This is a genomic window from Bradyrhizobium niftali, assembly GCF_004571025.1.
Taxonomy (GTDB): domain Bacteria; phylum Pseudomonadota; class Alphaproteobacteria; order Rhizobiales; family Xanthobacteraceae; genus Bradyrhizobium; species Bradyrhizobium niftali.
Window position 1 is genome coordinate 40,156 of sequence record NZ_SPQT01000029.1, and the last position, 17,624, is coordinate 57,779.

Annotated in this window: 13 protein-coding genes and 2 pseudogenes; 10 read left to right on the plus strand and 5 right to left on the minus strand. The window is 60.3% G+C overall.

The window, feature by feature from the left end; all coding sequences use genetic code 11:
* Nucleotides 1-102: 102 nt before the first annotated feature.
* Together E4K65_RS36225 and E4K65_RS36230 are read right to left on the minus strand one after the other, a co-directional pair.
* On the minus strand, nt 103-1,428 hold the full coding sequence (locus tag E4K65_RS36225; protein ID WP_135178168.1) for a DUF3422 family protein: 1,326 nt from the start codon (nt 1,426-1,428) through the stop codon (nt 103-105).
* Between the two features lie 239 nt (nt 1,429-1,667).
* On the minus strand, nt 1,668-2,072 hold the full coding sequence (locus E4K65_RS36230; RefSeq protein WP_135178169.1) for a DUF2169 domain-containing protein: 405 nt from the start codon (nt 2,070-2,072) through the stop codon (nt 1,668-1,670).
* Between the two features lie 287 nt (nt 2,073-2,359).
* Here E4K65_RS36230 and E4K65_RS36235 point away from each other — a divergent pair, with 287 nt between their 5' ends.
* The 5 genes and pseudogenes from E4K65_RS36235 to E4K65_RS36260 all read left to right on the plus strand — a co-directional run bounded on the left by E4K65_RS36235 (nt 2,360) and on the right by E4K65_RS36260 (nt 7,163).
* Nucleotides 2,360-2,542 (plus strand): hypothetical protein, encoded by a 183-nt coding sequence (locus E4K65_RS36235; RefSeq protein WP_135178170.1) that lies wholly within the window; start codon nt 2,360-2,362, stop codon nt 2,540-2,542.
* 614 nt (nt 2,543-3,156) lie between these two features.
* On the plus strand, nt 3,157-3,945 hold the full coding sequence (gene hisN, locus E4K65_RS36240; protein ID WP_135178171.1) for a histidinol-phosphatase: 789 nt from the start codon (nt 3,157-3,159) through the stop codon (nt 3,943-3,945).
* Nucleotides 3,946-4,002: 57 nt separating this feature from the next.
* Nucleotides 4,003-4,284 (plus strand): ethanolamine ammonia-lyase subunit EutB, encoded by a 282-nt coding sequence (gene eutB / locus E4K65_RS36245; protein ID WP_167771431.1) that lies wholly within the window; start codon nt 4,003-4,005, stop codon nt 4,282-4,284.
* Between the two features lie 117 nt (nt 4,285-4,401).
* A pseudogene (istA, locus tag E4K65_RS36255) lies at nt 4,402-5,660 on the plus strand (IS21 family transposase); the annotation flags it as partial.
* A 258-nt stretch (nt 5,661-5,918) separates the two neighbouring features.
* The gene (locus E4K65_RS36260) at nt 5,919-7,163 is read left to right on the plus strand and encodes a hypothetical protein (protein WP_135178173.1); all 1,245 of its coding nucleotides are present in this window, start codon (nt 5,919-5,921) and stop codon (nt 7,161-7,163) included.
* Between the two features lie 225 nt (nt 7,164-7,388).
* Here E4K65_RS36260 and E4K65_RS36265 read toward each other — a convergent pair whose 3' ends face one another.
* Complete coding sequence (locus E4K65_RS36265) at nt 7,389-7,802, minus strand: hypothetical protein (RefSeq protein ID WP_135178174.1); 414 nt, start codon at nt 7,800-7,802, stop codon at nt 7,389-7,391.
* 348 nt (nt 7,803-8,150) lie between these two features.
* Here E4K65_RS36265 and E4K65_RS36270 point away from each other — a divergent pair, with 348 nt between their 5' ends.
* The gene (locus E4K65_RS36270; RefSeq protein ID WP_135178175.1) at nt 8,151-8,474 is read left to right on the plus strand and encodes a hypothetical protein; all 324 of its coding nucleotides are present in this window, start codon (nt 8,151-8,153) and stop codon (nt 8,472-8,474) included.
* A 223-nt stretch (nt 8,475-8,697) separates the two neighbouring features.
* Nucleotides 8,698-9,174 carry a toll/interleukin-1 receptor domain-containing protein gene (locus E4K65_RS36275; RefSeq protein ID WP_430649048.1) on the plus strand — a complete coding sequence of 159 codons (477 nt, stop codon included), beginning with the start codon at nt 8,698-8,700 and terminating at the stop codon, nt 9,172-9,174.
* A gap of 884 nt (nt 9,175-10,058) precedes the next feature.
* Here the strand turns inward: E4K65_RS36275 and E4K65_RS36280 are convergent.
* Both E4K65_RS36280 and E4K65_RS36285 read right to left on the minus strand, forming a co-directional pair.
* Nucleotides 10,059-10,319: a hypothetical protein gene (locus E4K65_RS36280; protein WP_135178177.1), complete on the minus strand. Its 261-nt coding sequence runs from the start codon at nt 10,317-10,319 to the stop codon at nt 10,059-10,061.
* Between the two features lie 18 nt (nt 10,320-10,337).
* On the minus strand, nt 10,338-10,769 hold the full coding sequence (locus E4K65_RS36285; RefSeq protein WP_235885876.1) for a hypothetical protein: 432 nt from the start codon (nt 10,767-10,769) through the stop codon (nt 10,338-10,340).
* A 1,202-nt stretch (nt 10,770-11,971) separates the two neighbouring features.
* On the opposite strand from E4K65_RS36285, the pseudogene E4K65_RS36290 reads away from it, so the two are divergent.
* The 3 genes and pseudogenes from E4K65_RS36290 to E4K65_RS36300 all read left to right on the plus strand — a co-directional run.
* Nucleotides 11,972-12,160: pseudogene (locus tag E4K65_RS36290) on the plus strand (helix-turn-helix domain-containing protein); the annotation flags it as partial.
* Between the two features lie 587 nt (nt 12,161-12,747).
* Nucleotides 12,748-14,640, plus strand: coding sequence for a methyl-accepting chemotaxis protein (locus tag E4K65_RS36295; protein ID WP_167771432.1), 1,893 nt, complete (start codon nt 12,748-12,750; stop codon nt 14,638-14,640).
* 1,363 nt (nt 14,641-16,003) lie between these two features.
* Entirely contained in the window at nt 16,004-17,437 is a 1,434-nt protein-coding gene (locus tag E4K65_RS36300) for an NEL-type E3 ubiquitin ligase domain-containing protein (RefSeq protein WP_235885877.1), read from the plus strand.
* The last annotated feature ends 187 nt before the right edge of the window (nt 17,438-17,624 follow it).

The following is a 17,624-nucleotide window of genomic DNA, read 5'->3' on the forward strand; positions in this document are numbered from 1 at the left end:
GGGGCATTACCTTGCGCAGGAGCCGGCCGCGATCTTGCGGCAGCGTCGCACCCCGACCATGCGAGCTTTGCAGGACGAACGCAACGATTCCCTTTAGGAGCTCTAGTCGTAAGTAACCGAGGGCGCGTCGTTGTGCTTGAGGTGTCGCTTTCGGACATTGTAACTCACCAGCCAAATCACGCCGACCGCGATCGGCACGAAGGCTGCGGTCAGGAACGAGGGCTCTACTCGCAGTCCGACATCATGCGCGCCCTTGGCAAGATAGCTAAATAGGCTGACCACATAATATCCTATCGCCCCGACCGACAATCCTTCGACCGTGCACTGCAGCCGAAGTTGCTGTCTCGCGCGCTCGTTGATAGCCTGCAACAGGTCACGATTCTGTCGTTCGATTTCGACGTCGACCCGGGTTCGCAACAGATCGGCGGCACGCGCGAGCTTGACCGACAGAGTCGCCTGACGATCCTCCACAGTTGCGCAGGTTCGCATCGCCGGCGCCATGCGCCGTGCCAGAAACGACGACCAGGTCGGATAGCCCGAGACATCGTTGCCTTCAATGATGGACAGTCGCGATTGGACCAGCTCGTTATAGGCCCTGCTGGCGCCGAAGCGAAACAGGCTGCCGGTCGCGCCTCTTTCGAAGGATGCGGCCAGCGCCGTCAGCTCAGCAAGTAGGTGGTTGTTGAACTGCAGCCCCTCACCGCTTTGCATTTTCTCGAGCGCCTCAACAAGACGACGGTCAATGCGATCAACAGATGGTGCAAGCTCAAGGGCCGCCGACAGGCCAAGCAGCGCCAATGGACGGTAGGTCTCGATTTCGAGGAGCCGCTGCACCAGCGCTCCGAGATCGTGCGACGTCAACCCGAGGTCGCAGACGAGGATTTTCGTGAAGCCCTTTTCGTCTACGCGGAAGTCTGAGGCGGCAACGCCTGCGCCACTGTTTGTGACAACCATGGCCAGGCTGTCCTCGTCAAAAATCTGTTCGGCCCGCCTGGTCGGCGAGGCATCCCGCTCCACTTCTAGCCTGATCGCGACCAGCAACTGTCCGGTCTGACGCAACGCGCGGATCAGCGATCGGACGGTGCCATCAACTTTGTCAAATTGGTCTGCGGCAGAACAATTTGCATTAGTCCAGATCCAGGTAAATGTTGTAAACTCCGAATGCTGCTCCCAGCGTAGCGTAGCGGGACCGATGACAATCTGATGAAGTTTCGCCGATTGCTCAGGCGGCGTAAGATTGCGCTCGAGGCAAAAATCGATAAAACGGCAGCGATCGCTTGTGGCCGCTTCGCCCTGTGCCAGAAAAGCGAAGTGGATCACGCTGAACGGCGAAACAAGGCGCGTGAAGGGGCGCGCGTGCACTTCGCGGAGCACAGCGTCGCGTTGCGGATGTGGCGTGAAGGTTCGCAGATCCAGTTCATCGACCATGTATTGACGCCTCGCTTCAGGTGAGCAGGCAACCGTCAGCCTTGACGCGGGAGGCAAGGGCGGTGCTGGTAAACGGTTGCGCGCGGCTAGGTTGCTGATGAAGTCATGTCGACGATCACTACCGAGGCCGCCTTGAACTCGGGAAAGAGGTCTTGCGGGAGGAGCGTCAGGCCAGGCAGATTGAGACGGAGCCGCCCCATCCAGCTTTCGAATGACGGCATCAACGTATGGTCCGGTGTTCACGGCGAAATGTCGGCATTGCCGCTCAATAGGTGTAGCGGTGCGCGCGTGACCTTGGCGGTGGCGCGCGGCACCGTTCGAGGAATGCCTAGATTTACGTGGACATGGTTGTCTGGCCGTCCCTCAGGTGCGGCCGCGTGTCCGCCGATGAGCACCTCGGCTTGTGGCTTGGATTTGCCGACGTCGAGAGGGGTGCCGGGCGGAAGCTCCTTCGCGGCCGTGACCCAAAGCTCCTGCTCGCCCTGCAAACGATCTGCGCGCGGGTTGGCGAGGTCGAACATCGCGAAGACCGAAATTATGAGGTTCGCCCCTGGAGGACGACGCTCGCATTTGGTCAACAGACCGAGTGTGCGGGGCTTTACAAGAACGGGCATGAAGCCTGCCAAGACGTTTTTCGTTCCCACCAATATCTCTCGAGCGTGACAGACTTTCGGTCGCACGGTGCAAACGCGTCTTTATGTCCCATACCAAATTTGGTAGGCAGCCGTTTAGCTCCGCGTTGCGTAAACTGTCGTTCCCGCGGCGAAGGTTGATATTCGGAGCAGGCGCAATTTGCTCCAGCAGAATCATCGACTCCCAAAGCCGCTCCGCCGCAGCTTACCGCGATGCGCGACTAGAGCACTTCGACGCCGGCACAAAGGCCGGTACAGCGATCAACCTCCAAGGCTGAGATCGTCAAGGCGAATCGAAGATGACGAAGTTGCCTTTGTGTTTGACGGTCAGCCCTTCAGCCTTGAACCCGCAGTTGCTGACGTGGCCTGATGGCGGCGAAGATTCATTCGCCCCGATTGGTGAAGACCTTGACAAAGACGAAGACTGCCTGCGCGGCTGGAAAACTCTGACAAGTTTGAGGCTTGTAGCATCGCTGTTCTAAGTTGACTGGGGTGCGTCGCGCCCCGCAAGTTGCCGAATTCGAGGAATTGATCGCGGCCGTCAGCTTTTGGTCAGGGGACGGCGTTAGTCAGCAGTGCCCGAAAGGTGCCTGGGCAGGCCCCACGAATTCCTTCGGTCATGCTCGATCAGGTGGGGGGGGGAAATGTCGTAGCGTTTGATGAACACGTATCGCGCTTCGCGCGCGACGTTTGATGATCGGCAACGCAGACAAATTACATATCTAGGGTGTCCAAAATGCCGCATGAATATCGCAGCCTTAATGTTATCGTTCGGTCCTCGTCGGGCGCGAAGGGCGATACCGGCGAGATAGCCGGAAGGACAATACAAGGGTCGAAGATGGATACGTACTTCTTAACAATTCAAAGATAGTGGCGCTGCGTACAGGCCGCCCTTGGCAACGACGATGATCCCACCACTATCGCGAAACGACACTTAAAATCCTGGTGGCAGACGCAGGATGTTTGCGGGAACCTGCAGCCGCCTAAGCGGATTCTTGAGCCTATATTGGCGCGTCACAAATACGGCATCTCGAAACACATGGGCGCACTCCATCATGCGCGATCCGCGATGGCCGCTGTTCCTGAAGGAGCTGTAATGACCCAATATGCCGTCACGGCAGACGATGCCGATGTCTATCTGTCATTCGCCGCCGAGCTCGCGGATTCGGTCAGGCCCATAGTGCTGTCCTATTTCCGCACGCCGCTGGATGTCGTTGCCAAGTCCGATGCCAGCCCGGTGACGATCGCCGATCGAGCCGTCGAGTTGCGTCTTAGGGAAAGCATCGAGGCGCGCTTTCCGGAGCATGGCATCATCGGCGAGGAGATCGGAGCCAAGCCCGGCGGAGCGTTCACCTGGATCGTCGACCCAATCGATGGCACCAAGAGCTTTATCAGCGGCTTTCCCTTGTTCGGCACGCTGATCGCGTTGAGCTATCAGCAGCAGCCGTTCTGCGGCCTTATCGACATCCCCTTTACGGGCGAACGATGGATGGCGAAGCCCAGCGTGGCGCGGTTTGGCGATGGATTGGCTCGGACCAGCGCATGCGAGAGCGTCGCCGACGCGAGCTTCTACACCACATCGCCTGACATGTTCCGCAAAGGCGAGATGGAGCCATTCGAGCGTCTGTCGCGCGTTGCGCGGATGCGCCGATTCGGCGGCGATTGCTACATCTATGGCCTGCTTGCGTCGGGACACTGCGACATCATTCTCGAAACGGGGCTTCAGCCATATGACTACATGGCGCTGGTTCCGATCGTGCAGGGCGCCGGCGGCTGCATCACCGATTGGGAGGGATGCCCGCTTTCGATTCACTCGCAAGGGCGCATCTTGGCAACCGCTACGCCGCGGCTTCATGCCGAAGCGCTCGCCTTGATCAAGAGATAACCACCAATCATGCCCTCCGGAGGGACGGGTGTCCGCTTTGCTGACCTCAGGGATCCGATGACCAAGGTGATGTCCGAGCGGACGGGCGATCAGCTCGTCGGCATCGCTGCTGACGGTCTGGAAGAGCGGCTTGCGGCCAGATGGCGCTCGCAGATCTGCCGCTCAAGGCCTGGCCGAAGAACTGATTCCGGCCGTACTGACGACGTCTCTCGCCTGATCTTGGATCGACATGATCCGGCGGCCTTTGCGATCGTCTCATCGCTCACCGTCGGCGAATTGCTGATTCCGCTCAATGTCGCCCACCATTCCGGAATGATCTCGCCCACCGTTCCGATTTGATGTCGCCCACCATTCCGGGATGATGTCGCCCGGGGTGACGAGGCCTCTTCTGGCTCCGCTACGGTCCCGCCTTTCGGCTTTGCGAAGGGGACCTGGATGCCGACGGAGAGGTTTGCGATGCGCCATGTGCGCGATGTAATCAGATTGAAGTCGGCCGCGATGCCGACTCGCAAGATTGTGCGGCGGGTCGGAACGGCACCTTCGACGGTGCGGTTGACGATCCGCCGGTTCGAGGCGGCGGGCTGACCTGGCCTTTGCCAGACGACGTCACCGACACGGTGCTGGAGGCCGGGCTGTTCGCCAGTGCCGGAGCCGGTCCGGGCACCCGGCGGGGCCATCGGCGGTAGGCGGAGCCGGACTGGCCGGCGGCGCATCGCGAGCTCAACCGCAAGCACGTGACGCTGTCGGTCCCCTGGGACATCGCGGGCGAACCCGGCGGGTATCGCTATTCGCGGTTCTGCGAGCTGTACCGGGCCTGGGAAGGCCGGCTGTCGGTGACGATGCGTCAGTCGCATGCAGCCGGCGACAAGCTGTTCGTCGACTATGCCGGCGACGGCGTGCCGGTGGTGATCGACCGGTTCACCGACGAGCGGCGCGCCGCGCAGATCTTCGTCGCGGTGCTCGGCGCATCGAGCTTCACCTACGCGCAGGCGATCTGGACGCAGGGGCTCGCCGACTGGATCAGCGGCCACGTCGGCGCCTTCGAGGCGACCGGCGGCATGCCGGCGCTCTTGGTGTCGGACAACACCAAGGTCGCGGTGATCAAGGCCTGCCTCTACGATCCGCAGATCAACCGCAGCTACACCGACATGGCGGCGCATTACGGCACCGCCATTCTGCCGGCCAGGCCACGGCGGCACATTGATGGTCGAACGCTGGCTGCTCGGGCGGCTGCGCCACCGCATCTTCCACAGCCTCGCCGAGGTCAACGTGGCGATCGCCGAGTTAATGACCCGGCTCAACGAGGAGCGGCCGATCCGGCGGCTCGGCATCACCCGCCGCAAGCTATTGGAGGAGATCGACCGGCTGGCACTGAAGGCCTTGCCGGAGAGCCCTTACGTGTTCGCCGAGTGGCGGATCTGCGGGTCAGCATCGACTATCACGTCGACGTCGAGGCGCATCACTACAGCGTCCCGCATCGCTTCGCCCGCGCCGAGGTCGAGGTCCGCTTCACCGCCCGCACCGTGGAGTTTTTCCACAAGGGTGAGCGGATCGCCGCGCATCAGCGCATGAGCGGCAACCACAAACATACGACCGTGCCGGAACACATGGCGTCCAGTCATCGGCGCTACGCCGGCTGGACCATCGAGCGCATCCGCAAGGACGCCGCCGCGATCGGACCGGCCACCGCGGCGCTGTGCGACCTGATGGCGGACGCTCTTCTCAGGCAATTGCTTGTGACGCCTGCTGAGCTGAATCGTTAGGTCGGCGTCAACTGAGCTGGTGACAATCGGCGCGGGGCTTAGGTCCGCGCCTTGAGGACAACAGCCGATATTCAGCCCTCTCCGTGCTCGGCGCGCTCGTTTCCCGCGTGAAAGGCTTCGTTTTCGTCCAAAACGTACGGAGTTTTCGGTGGAGGTCTGCCGCAACGATTCGTAATTGCGCGGATCAATGCGAGCAAATGGGGCGAGGCTTTGGGGCTTAAATCAATTCGAGCGGCACTGCTGGGCGTGCTGGTCTCGGCAGGTTCGCTCGCCGTCCTGGCGCACGGTCTACTTGGCGCAGGTTCGCTGGTGACTGGAGTGTTGTTCGCCGGGCCCGTGGTGCTGTTGGTCGTGCTCGGCGAATGGCGCGGGTTGTCGCCAAACATCTGCGACGGGTTGTTTGGTCTGTTCGTGCTGTCCGCAGGCGCATCCATGCTGGTGAACGGCTTTGGCGGTGACGTTAAGGAAGCGGCACTATTCGCCATCACACTCGGCAGTTATGCGGCCGGGCGCCTGATGGGTCCGGACGATATCCGCACTGGCGTGATCACGGTCGGTTCGATCACTGTGGCGGCAGGGACGCTGGCGACGCTTATTGCGCTGATCGAGCAGTGGTCCTGGCGACACGGCAAGCCGCTGGTGTTCGGCGAGTTCGATGCGGCGCCGGCGCAGTTCGCGATGCTGCTCGGTCTCGTCGTCCTGGCCGTCCCGACAAGCGTGTGCAGCTCGCGGCGCCTGATCGCTATCATCGTGGTCGCTGCTGTGCCGGCAGCGATCTTTGCCGCCTCAATGGTGCGCTTTACCTTCATTGCGCTGGCACTAGGACTGGCCGTCGAGGCAATGCTGGGGCCGCGGCTATTGAACCACAAAGCGGCAACGGGGCTGGCCGCCGTGGTTCTCTGCGCGATTTTAGCCGCGCTTGCGCTGCGCTGGCAAACAACGCGGACCTTCGTCGATCACTCTTGGAATGCCGCGGGCGCCTGGTCGATCCCGTGCGAGGCGGTCGACCACGACAACTCGATCGAGATTCGCCAGCAGCTCTATCTCGACGCCCTGCGCATGCTGCCCGCCGGTGGGCCGTTCGGAATCGGGCTCGACGGCTTCACCGTCCGCGGCTGTATCAAAGGCGTCGGCGTGCACAATACCTTCCTGCAAGCGGCGCTCGAGTTCGGCTGGGTTGCTGGTGCCGCGCTGATCATGCTCGTTCTATGCGCCTGGCGCGACCTCCGTCCGATCGCGCGGATCTCGGCGGAGTATCGCTTCATCGCTGCCGCGCTGGTCTTTGTGGCGACGGTCTCGATGATGCATGGACGGATCAGTCGCGAGTGCGCGCTATTCGTCCTGCTCGGCTACGCAGCCCGGCTGCGCGGGCTGGCAATGGAGACCGCCGCCAAACGGATGCTGCGTCCTGTCGGCTTTGAGAGACCAGCAGACTGCAGCTCCCGCAGCGGTTGAGTACGGCATCGGGGCCGAGAAATGCATAGTACGCACTTGTTGTGCGTGGGCACACTTGCGGCGCTCGCGCTTTATTTTTTGATTTGACCGATTTGGGGGGCTCAATTCCCGATCGAGATTTGGTTCACCGAATCGTGGATCGCCTTCCATCAGGACGCTGCAGCGGCGAGATTGCCGCTGTATCCGAGCGCCGATCAGCTTATCGTTAACAACTACCCGCCGCTCTCATTCTTCGTCGTGGGTGCGCTCGGACGTCTTTTCCGAGATAGTCTCTTCGTCGGACGGGCGCTTTCGATTATTGGGCTTCTCACGCTCGCGGTAGAGATCGCGTTGTCCGTGAGGATCCTGGCCGGCCCACTGCTGGCGGGTGTCGTCGGCGGCCTGTGGTTCGTCGCGATCATGGCGCGCACAATGCGACGCGCTGCGTGGGCGCGAACGATCCGCAAATTGCCGGGCAAGCGATCGCGCGGGATTCGTTTGGTTCCTCGCGCGCGAGCGGTCGGGGCCCTCTCCTGTGTCGGCTTTGTTGGTGATGGTCCTAGCAGGCTTCTGGAAGCACAACATTATCGGGTTGCCTGCAACCGCGGTTCTGTGGCTTTTGCTGCGCGACTGGCGCGCTGGGGCAAGGGCTGTGCTCATCAGTGCGCTCGCCGCGGCGGCTGGCCTGTTCGCCTGCGGCATGATCTTCGGGACGGCGTTCTACACCAATCTTCTGACGAGCCGGGCTTACTCCGTGGCCATCTCGTGAGTCAGATCGGGACGTTGGCGAACGACAAGGGCGCGGGGCTCCGGTCCCGCGGACTCCGCCACCGCAGATCTAGCACCTCAACCGCGACGATAATCAGCGTTGATGACCCCATCTCCCGCCGCGTTCCTGCGCGATCAGTACAACTTCCGAAGAACGTTCTATGTTTTGCCATTTCGGCGGAAGCCTATTGATCTCGCGCACTGGTTGAGATTGGATGCGGCGGTTTTTAGGGGGATACCATGCGTAATTTCATCGTAGCCGCGCTTGCTGTTGCGCTTGCCGGCTGCGCCTCATCTGCAGCGGGACAACAGCTCGCGCTTGAGGCTCAGGCTGTCTCGGCAAGAGCCGCGGCGCTATCCGGCGCGCAAGACAGTCAACGCACGAAGAACGCACTGGCCACCACCGCGGCTGTAGTCATTTTTTGGCCAGCAGCGTTCTTTGTTGGAGGCGACAAGCAAACGGCCGCGGAGCTCGCGCAGATGAAAGGCCAGATGGTCGCGCTCGAGCAGGCCTCCATTGCAAAGAAGTGCAACATTCAGTTTCAGGAAAAATCATATGGCTAGATGCACAGCACCAAAAGAGGGCCATCGCTCAGCGAGCGCTGCAGCGGCCTGCCCTGCATGTCGTGGCAGCTGGGGTCGCCGTTACGGCGGCTACAGCTCTTACTCATCCCGGTCCTACTCGTCTCCGTCCTACTACTCGTCAGAGAGCAGCGGGGGCAGTCGGAGCAGCAGCGGGTCTGGCAGCCGCGTAAGGGCGCGATGGTCGCGACCCGGTTCGACCGTGATGTACACGCCGACCGAGGTGCGGGAGCTCACGCCGGTCCGCGAGGCCGTCGAGAAGCAAGCGACGCTTGACCTTCGGGACGTCTTTCTTTGCCACGCATGGGACGACCGGCAGGGGGCAGCCAAACAATTGCACGATCTGCTGGAGGCACGCGGTGTTAAGGTGTGGTTCAGCGAAAAGGACGTTGGCCTCGGCGTGCCATTACTCCGCGCCATCGACAGGGGGCTGGCGAACTCGCGGATTGGGATCGTGCTGGTGACCCCTGCGCTGCTGCGCCGCCTCCCAAAAGAAGGCATTGCCGACAAAGAACTTTCGGTGCTCCTCGCCGGTGCGCGTCTCGTTCCCGTCGTGCATCAGACGACGTATGAAGCGCTCCGGGACGTCAGCCCTATGCTCGCCTCGCGAACCGGCCTCGACACAGCGGAAGAGTCAATGGCTGAGGTCGCAGCCAAGCTCGCCGAACTGGTCGCCCTTTAGCCCTATTGCGCGGGGTGGCCGACCCCACGTCGCACAAGCGGTCCGGGCGTGCGGCAGCCACCGGGCCGCCGCGATGCCGGCGGCTCGCACCGGTCCTCGTCACCCGATACGGCGCTACCCATCGCACAACATCCCATCGGCCTTCCAATAGGTGATTCTCAGACGACATCCCGCGTCGAATCGGCGCTCCACCATTTTAACGGAGCGCTGCGATTACGGAACCCGCCTCGTCGCGCGCGGCTGCACGTGCGCCAGCCAGTCGGGCTTTAGGAAGTTCGGCGAGGCCAAGCATAGCGAAACGAAAAATCTGGCTAACAGCATCTGTTACCCACCAGAACAGAGGTTCTAAAAGGTGGGTACGGTCCTCGGCATCATCTGCGTCATCCGGGTGCTCGCCCCCGATGATTAGGGCCGGAATGTATGGATTGGCTCGGTGCTGTTCGCGATCGCGACGGCGGTTCTATTCTTCTACATCTGATGGTGGATCGAAGAAGCGAGGCCCGGCAACGGAGGCGAATCCTAACCGAGCCTCGCGACCGCCGATCACCTCGCGGGATAGACCGGCGAGCAGGAAGGATGTCGCATGGCAGGCTGCCATTGTACGCGATAAGCGCTTTTTGACGCGAGATTACTGCAGTCCGATCGGTCAGCGGACAGCTTTCCTGCGCAGCGCATGCCCGCGCCGTGGATAACTGCCTGCTCCTTCGGTGCCGGCAGACCCCGGGGCGATGCGCAGGCATGACACCTCCCTGGACCTCCACCCCCGTCATCTGGAGGCGAAAGGGCCCCGGGTGGGGGGCTTTTTTTGTGCCCGGACTTTGTGGGCACCGCTAGCGGATTGAAATGAAAGAGGCCGCCAACTGAGGGCGGCCTCTGGGTTTGATCTAATTGCAGGTATCAATTGGATATTGATTAGAGCCGCCGATTCCGACGAAGTATTTGTTGCCGGCCTTGCAACGCGCTCTGCATTTAGGAAGTTCTTCACGGCATATCCCCATAGCGGCGCTTTGCCTTACCGCGTCAGGAACGTTTGCTTTCGCCCAACTCACGCACAACGCTCCTTGCTCGGTGCAGGAGCGAGCCGAGACGGTTTCAACCGAAGCTAAGCCGATTATGCCGATCAACAAAAACATGAAAAATCGCATTTCTATGTCCCTCTTTTTTCAATTTCCAATATGCCGACGCCGCTGCGCCATGCCGATCTCATCGATCGCATCCGCCAGCCCTTCTAAGAACGCTCGGTGCCACGCATCATCATCGGGCAGCTCCCATTCCCGCAGGCCGGCGACGTATCTGGTCAGAGCGATCACGCCCGCGATCGTGGCTGGCTTCGAACGGATGAGCACATTTGCATGCTCCGTGAGAGCCAGGTTCGTTTGGTCGGTGACTTCGTCGGCGGCAGCAAATTCGGCACCATCCTCGAGCTTAGCCGAAACCGACGCCGCCGCATCGTAGTGCGCGGACAGCTCGCGATGACGCTCGATTACTACGAAGATCAGATCCCGATCGGCTGCAGCAACCGACGGCGTGTAAATTTCTTGCGATGACAATGTTGGCCCCGAGCAAATTGAGGCCGATGTTAACAGCGCTGTCATGACTAAAGTCGGCCCACGTTACTTGGTATGCGCTGGTTTTCTGCGCAGCCAAGCGCCTGCGTCGGTTGACTCCGTGCCTGCGACACAATGGACGGCTTTGGTGAGATTTAGCCTTGTTGATTCCTGGGCGATTTCGGGCGCCTTCAATTTTCCCGTTCAAAGGATTGGCATGGCGGCCCTCACGCTCGATCTGAAATTCCGTGTAGTGCCTGCGCCCCGCAAGGACCGACCGGCTACCTTCGACTGCCGACAATCAAAGATGCCGCCGAAGCCGCCTCAGCAACGGGCGCAATTCTCAGCGGGGTGGCGTCGGGCCAGATCAGGCCTGGCGAAGCTGCAGAAGTGGCCACATTGCTCGAGACGTTCGTGAAGGCAAGACCGCGGATTGAGCGCGCGTATTGATCGGTTCGAAGGGATGACGAACCAATGAACTCAGGAACGGATTGCTCTCCTCGAGGCGGAGCGGAAGCCAGGATTTTCAGGTGATCATCCGAACAATCTACGAAGGTCGTACCGGCGTCATCGCCGAGATGCTAGCGTGGCACGAGAGTGGTTCGTCTTCGGGGCAACCGTGTCCTTACAAAACCAAGCCTGGCCGGCTACCTTCCGACATACCATCCGGTTTACAGGCCGGCCAATTCCTACACGCCCACTCTATACGCATGTCATAGGCGACGATCGGAAAAGCTACTACTCGGAAAAGAGGAGAATAAGCGCGACCCGGCCAAGGCCTTAAGAGCAATGCAGTGGTGGCATAGCCTCGACAGTCCGCCGTCGGGCGAAGATCGGACGATCGTCGAACGGGCGCCTATTCTCCGCGATCTGCTTTCGCGCGACCGAATCCCTGAATTGAGCGCGCCCAAATTCGAGGAGATCTGCATGCGCGTGTGGTCCATCCAGGATCATGCTCGTCGTTTGTCGAATTTCCATTGAACTTGCCGGGTGGCGAGAGGCACGACAAGTGCAAGAAGACAAGGTCGCTTGCGAAATTCCTCTGCAGCCGCCATTCAAAGAATGGATCGTCCGTTCTAGAAGCCATCTACAACGTTCTCCATGGCGTGCGGATGAACGCTTCCGCTTAGATTGTGGGAGGCGACCACCGATGCTCCCTGGCGCATTGAACATCCTCGGCGTCAGCGCACTAGGTGTTTAGTCCCAAGCTTTGATGGTGCATTCTTATCGCACGATTCGAAGGATGCGCTATGGGACCGGTTTTGCACGGCTGCGCCACCACGACGGAGGCAGTCCGTCGAGCAATACAAAATAGTCAAGAGAGCCTGAGAGGTCTCGCCAAGCGCTACGGGATCAACCAGAAGACTGTTGCGTAGTGGAAGCAGTGCGAGACCGTCGCCGATCGTTCGACTGGCCCTAAGGAAGCCAAGTCGACCATCGCGCACGCGACTTGGCGACTCAAACCGCCGGAGTGTCCCACGCTCTTCATCGCTGCTGCTTTAATGGAATTCCAGGACGGTCGAATGCGAGCTCCAGTCAGGTAAGGACCAGCACACGAGTCAAGTGCGGATTGAGCCCTCCGGCAGCGGACGACGCGGCTTCAAGCTGATATTCGATCGATCCGTCGGGGGGGGGCACAGTCGAAAGACGAAACGGCAGAGTCTTCGAAATATCTTTTTTGGTTGGGGCCTCGCGGCACGGTTCTCACCGCGGAACTGTTATGGGCCATTCTGCGCGCGAATCCTGCGGGTATGAGTAGCAAACTGCAGAATTTATGCCTCGGGTTATTGCTGCTACGCTGCAGAGTGCGTGGCCATCTCTCGACTATTCGCGCATGTATGATTCAGATGACAACCGAGTTCAATCTTATGTAACCAATCAAAACTAGGGGTTTCGCGAAACGATCTCATATCTAATTGGAAGTCTGATGACCGCCCCTACAATCGCGAAACGGTTCCCATCAACGGTCCTTCGTCGGTTTCGACCGAGCCTACGCACTCAGATTGTTTTTTTGGGGATCGCGGGCGTGCTTGTCACTGGCGCGACTTGCGTCGCCGGACTCAATTATCTCGCGACGGCTCAGAGTGAGGTAAACGAGAGCGCCAATCTTCGCGCCCATCTGACGTCTGTTTCTGAGGCCTTTCTTGAATCGCAGCAGCTGGCGTTGGAGTTTTTGCGCAAGCACGACGAAGCCGTGGTCGCGCGGCAAGCCGAGGGCCTCAATAACGCACTGGCGGACCTTGGCCAAATCGAAGAGCGGGCCGCTTCCGCGCCCGAGGGCGATCCCCTGAGAGACGTGAAGTTCCTTCGCGCCGGAATCAACCTTTATGCGACTCGTTTTAATAACGTCGTCTCCGCGCAGCGGGTGCTCGGGCTCACGGAAAATGATGGACTCCAAGGTAAGGTTCGCGAAGCCGTGCATCAGGCAGAAGCGCGACTTGCACATTTCAATGAGCCGCACCTAACGATGTTGATGTTGATGATGCGACGGCATGAAAAGGATTTCATGCTACGTCATGAGGAGAGATATGGCGATGAGCTGGAAAAGCACGTCGTCGAATTCGAGGCCGCACTTGCTGCTTCAGAACTTGCCCCGGAATCCAAGAGTGAGCTGAAGAAGCTTGTTGCTTCTTATCGATCGAGCTTTCTTGCGTTTCTTGTATCGCAGCAGGCGCTGGACGACCAAGTTGACGATCTCGTCCAAATCTACGGTCGGAATCGTCCCTTTCTTTTGAAAGCGATAGCAGGCGCGGACGCTCGTGCTAGCTCTGCTGAAGAACGTGCGTCGCGCCTCCGAGAGGCTTTGGGGTGGGCAATCGGGCTTGCCACTCTCGGGATCGGCTTCGTTGCGGTGCTTGTTGGTCAGAAGCTGGCAAGGCTTATTAGTCGGATGAGCGAGGCGATGCGTCAACTTGCGGCCGGGCAGTTCGATGTCACGCTGCCGGGTCTTGGGCGTTCAGACGAGATCGGCGATATGGCTCAGGCCATGGAAGCGTTTAAGGTGAGATCGAGGGAAAAATTGCAAGAGGAACTTGCGGCGAATCAAGAGCAGGATCGCGTAGCCGCGAAGCGGCGCAAGGCGGAGCTTGGCGAGCTGGCCGGCACATTTGAACGCGCCGTTAGCAGCGTCATTGATACGATGTCTTCCGCATCGACCGAACTGGAGGCTTCCGCTCGGGAGCTGACAGAGACGGCACAGCTTACTCGGGAGATCTCTGATAACGTTGCGTCGGCATCGGAGGAGGCGTCAGCCAATGTTCAGCTGGTTGCTGCGGCAACGGAAGAGATGATGGCGTCCGCTTCCGAGATCGGCCGGCAGGTTGCGCGATCAACGGAGATCGCCCACGAAGCCGTGCGCCAGGCTGAAGAAACGGATCGCCGGATGAAGCGGCTATCGGCTGCTGCAACAAAAGTCGGTGGGGTGGTTGACCTAATTGCAGCGATCGCCAGGCAAACCAACCTTCTGGCGCTCAATGCAACAATCGAGGCCGCGCGTGCCGGCGGCGCCGGCCGCGGCTTTGCAGTTGTGGCGCTCGAGGTGAAGTCGTTAGCAACTCAGACGGCGAACGCGACCGTTGAAATCGGACAGCAGATTGCTGACATTCAGGCAGCGACACTGGAGTCGGCCCGCGCCATCACAAACATCGGAAACAGCATTAGCAGAATCTCACAAATTGCATCAGCGATTGCCGCGGCGACCGACCAACAGGGCGCAGTCACGAAAGATATTGCCCAAAATATTCAGCATGCGGCCGCGATGTCGACGACTGTCGCGGGCAACATCCGGCAGGTCGCGCAGAAGGCGTTTATCACAGGTGCATCATCGTCGCAGGTGTTGAGGTCTGCCAACGTGCTTGCCCGAACCAGCCATCACCTTAAAAGCGAAGCCGATCACTTTCTCACCGGGATCCGATCATGATCCCTCGTCGAGATGCCATGCAAGGCTCGGGGAAGGCGCTCCAACACCGCCTGGCGCTCGCCGGGCTCCTGTTAGAGGCATTCTCCCCCACAGCGCCGTGCTCGCATCCTTTGCTGGCCAAAGTCGGCTTTCCGCCACCCAATGTTGCCGTATTGCGTTTTGCGAAGCACGACGGCCCCGCCATGGGCGCGAGATTCTGAAAGTGTCCCCATATTCTGCCGCCTTGCATCGACACAGCTGCATCGAAGTAAATCAAATCCTTATCAGGGAGACTCTCGCGCCGACAATATTTGAGTGCCGCTCGACACAAATGGGCCGCCGTCGTCATCCGCGCGCTCTCACTATACCACGAACAGTTCCTTATGACTTCCGATAGGTGTTTAAGCTCCACAGAAACGGGATCACACTTGAGACTGCGCATCAACAGCAGCTGAGCCTACAGCATGTAGTTCGCCGTCGGTTCCTCGGCTGAGCTTGCTTGCAATTCATCGCGGGGAGCGGACGTCCTCGCCGCCGAGTTGCGCGATAACCCAATTTGCAAAGGCTCGTACCGCCGATCTTTGTCGGCTCGCGCATGCTCCCCTTCTTCTTAGTTTGCAGCCAGCGTTGATGGTTGTCCGTCAGGCAGCTTTCCTTTTGTTAGGCTCGTTCTTTTTGAGCTTGCTCAGTGTTCTATTGACTATGCCATCGATGATGCGAGCGTCATCGGGATAAGGATGATACGGATCCTGCTTCCTTTGGGGCTCGGCGCCAAAGCGGAGCCGAATCCGATCGGATAACCTGACCTCGTCAGCTTATCGACAGCTGAGCTTCCTAGCATGCGAACGTCTCGATCTAACCGATAGAGCCGCCTTATCGGCTGAGACCAAACATGTCACGAAGTTCAATGAATACAGAACGGGCCCAGACTCGCGCTGGCATACCCTCCGAATCCGAAAGCGCCGAGCCAACGTCTGGGGTCGCCGGGCAGTCCCCCTCGTGCCTAACCCAGTGGGCGTCAGCCCTGACGCGGTGGGCCACAGGAGCGGCCGCCGCCGACCTCGTCTCATCGCAGGACAGCGCCCTGGCGAGCTGGGCAGCGGAAGAGGGACAGGGCGAAGGCGAGAATAGGCAGGAGGGGGTCCGCCGGACGAGGGCATGGCGGGACGAGGGTGATGTCAGAGACGAGCTGAATTTGTCGTCATTGTCCCTGACTGCCTTGCCAGCCTCACTCCTGCCCAGGCTCCGGACCCTCAATGTCATCGGTAACCAGTTGAGCAGCCTGCCGGCCCAGCTTCCGGGCGGACTCCGGGACCTCTACGCTTCTGACAACCGGCTGACAAGTCTGCCCGCCCTTCCGAGCAGGCTCCGGCACCTCCACCTCATGGCCAACGAGTTGGCCAGCCTGCCGGCAGCGCTGCCGTCCAGGCTCCGCAGCTTGACTGTCGATGGCAACCAACTGACCGATCTGCCCGCCCTTCCGGCAACGATCGAGGAGTTCTCCGCCTGCAATAACCAGCTGACCAGTCTGCCCGAGCTTCCAGCCAGGCTCCGGCGCCTGGATGTCAGCGAAAATCAGCTGACGAGCCTGCCCGATCTTCCAGCCAGACTGCGCTACCTGGACGCAAGCGACAACCAGCTGACAAGCCTGCCCGCCATTCCGGCCAGACTTGGATACCTGGACGTCAGCGAAAATCAGCTGACCAATCTGCCCGAGACACTCCCCGTCAGCCTTGAAATGCTCGGCGCCAGCAATAATCAGCTGACCGGCCTGCCCGCGACCGTGCTGACGCAGCTCGGCAGCGTGTCCAGCATCGACCTGCGGTCTAATCCGATACCGGCTCCGGTGCTGGCCGATTTGGCGTCAGCCACGCGTGGCGCGGATTATGCCGGACCGCAGGTCTTGCTGTCGATGCCGCTACAACCGGTGGAAGATCAGCCGCGGCTCCTGCACGAGGTTGTCGCGGACTGGCTCGCGGACCAGCCTGGCGCAGTGGACGCGTGGCAGGGCTTCGCCGCAGAGCCGGGTGGGCAGGACTTCGCTCTGTTTCTCGAAAGACTCGCGGGCACCGTTAACTATGGCCATCAGGCGTTCCGCGACCAGGTGGCCGAGAATCTGCTACAGGCCGCGATGAGGCCGCGACTGCGCAAGCAGTTTTTCGAGCTGGCCAATGGAGCGACTGCCTCCTGCGAGGATCGCATCACTTTGACCTGGAACGGCATGCAGACCGCACGCCTGAACGCTGATGTCAAGGATGGGCTCTATGATAATCGGCTCGACCAACTGCTCCAACATGGCCGTGTCATGTTTCGTTTGGGGGCGCTTGACGACATCGCACGCGAGAGGGTCAGCTCGCTCCGGCGTGCCGACCCGCAGGCCAATATCGACGAGATCGAGGTCTATCTTGCCTATCAGACCCAGCTACGGGATCGGCTGGAGCTGCGCCACATCGCCCCGGATATGCGCTTCTTGAATCTCTCTGACGTCACGCCGGAGGACGTTGCCAGGGCTGAGACGTCGGTGCGGGAACAGGAAGCGACGGGTTTCGAGAATTTTCTAGCAACGCGCTGGGAACCTTGGGATACGGTGGTGAGGCGAATCGCCCCCGATGATCATGCCGCGATGCGGGACCGGCTTGCCGATGCGCTGGAAGATGAGTTTCCGACGCGCTTGAACGAGCGGCTCGCGGAGCATGGCCTGACGGATGATGTCGATGCCCGGCGGGTGGTCGGAGCACAGATCCTCAGCGAAATCGCACGTGAGATCAAGGGCGAGCTGATGCACAAGGTTCTCCGGGAGCACGGCCTCGAGCCCTGATCGATGCGATAGCCGGAAGCCGTCATGCCTATGGGCGCTATGATCCCGGTTTGTTCTCTCGGTAATACCTCAAGGGTATCAAAGGGCCTTCATCGTTCTGGTCTGCGGTTGCCTTCTTGAAAGACCTGCTGATCTTCAGGACTCTTAATCAGCGGGTCTCAGGTTCGAGCCACGGTGGCCAACCAAA